This is a genomic window from Micrococcus lacusdianchii, from assembly GCF_023155805.1.
Taxonomy (GTDB): domain Bacteria; phylum Actinomycetota; class Actinomycetes; order Actinomycetales; family Micrococcaceae; genus Micrococcus; species Micrococcus lacusdianchii.
On the sequence record NZ_JAKNUW010000049.1, the window covers coordinates 1 to 1085 of the forward strand.

At 66.4% G+C, this 1085-nt stretch carries 2 protein-coding genes; both read right to left on the minus strand.

Features of this window, described 5'->3' with window-relative positions; translation table 11 throughout:
• Nucleotides 1-130: 130 nt before the first annotated feature.
• The gene (locus tag MA879_RS12265) at nucleotides 131-733 is read right to left on the minus strand and encodes a cadmium resistance transporter (RefSeq protein WP_036381382.1); all 603 of its coding nucleotides are present in this window, start codon (nucleotides 731-733) and stop codon (nucleotides 131-133) included.
• The coding region (gene cmtR, locus MA879_RS12270) for a Cd(II)/Pb(II)-sensing metalloregulatory transcriptional regulator CmtR (RefSeq protein ID WP_248126888.1) at nucleotides 730-1085 on the minus strand (356 nt) is incomplete at its 5' end. The genes cmtR and MA879_RS12265, both read right to left, overlap by 4 nt.

The following is a 1085-nucleotide window of genomic DNA, read 5'->3' on the forward strand; positions in this document are numbered from 1 at the left end:
GGCGGGGTTTATGCAGCGCTCCGTGGCGGTCTTGTTGCCGCGATCACGCAGGACTGGCTGCAGGTAGGTGTCGCGGTCTGAACCGAGAGGGGTGCGCCCGGTCGGGGCCGTTTGGATCGCTGCCGCTACGTCAGAGTCCGAAGGCTCCGCCGCTGACGAGGATCACGATGCCGAGGCCGATGAGAACGATGGGGAAGAGGACGTGCTCCCAGCGTTCGAGCACTTCGGCGATCGGGGGGCGGGTGGCGACGAACTTTGCCAGGGCCACCAGGACCGCGACGAGCGCGAGGAAGACGATGCAGTAGGCGACTACTGCGAGAGGTTCCACGCTGAGGAAGACAGGGGTGTAGACGCCGATGTTGTCGCCGCCGTTGGCAAGGGTGACGCCTGCGACTGTCCACACGCCGACCTTCTTGCCGGCAACCTTGGCCTCGTCGTCATCGTCGTCATCGTCTCCGCGCCAGGCCTGCCATGCGGCCCAGAGGCCGAGGCCCAGAGGGATGAGACCGAAGTACGGGATGGCTGCCGAGGGCAGGAATGCTCCGGCGCCGATGGTCACCAGGACCGCGGCACCGAGGATGCCGGCGAATCCGAGGTACTGGCCGGCCAGAATGCGGGCGGTAGTGCCGCGCTGGCCTGCCCCTCGCGCGAAGAAGAGGGAGAGCACGATGATGTCGTCGATGTTGGTCGCTGCGAACAGGCCCATCGCCTGCAAGACCGAGGTGAGGATCATGCGCCCTCCCCAGCTGCGTCGCATCCGGGAAGCGAGCAGGCGGGATCGATGCACGGGGCGTCTTCGTCCACTGCCAGGGTGGCATCGACCAGTGCCGTCAGCGCCTGCGCCAGGCGCGAATCGGCGATCTCATATCGTGTCCGACGACCCTCGGGCTCGGAGACGACGATCCCGCAATCGCGCAGGCATGCCAGGTGGTTGGACACGTTCGGGCGTGTCAGGTCCAGATCTCGGGCCAGTTCCGCCGGGTAAGCGGGATGGTCGAGCAGGGTCAAGATGATCCGGGATCGAGTGGGGTCGGCCAGTGCACGACCCAGGCGGTTCATCACGTCGAGACGCGAAGCAATAGTCA

Coding starts and splice junctions, on each gene's coding strand:
- MA879_RS12265 (WP_036381382.1), bottom strand. CDS start 733: ATGATCCTCACCTCGGTCTTGCAGGCGATGGGCCTGTTCGCAGCGACC.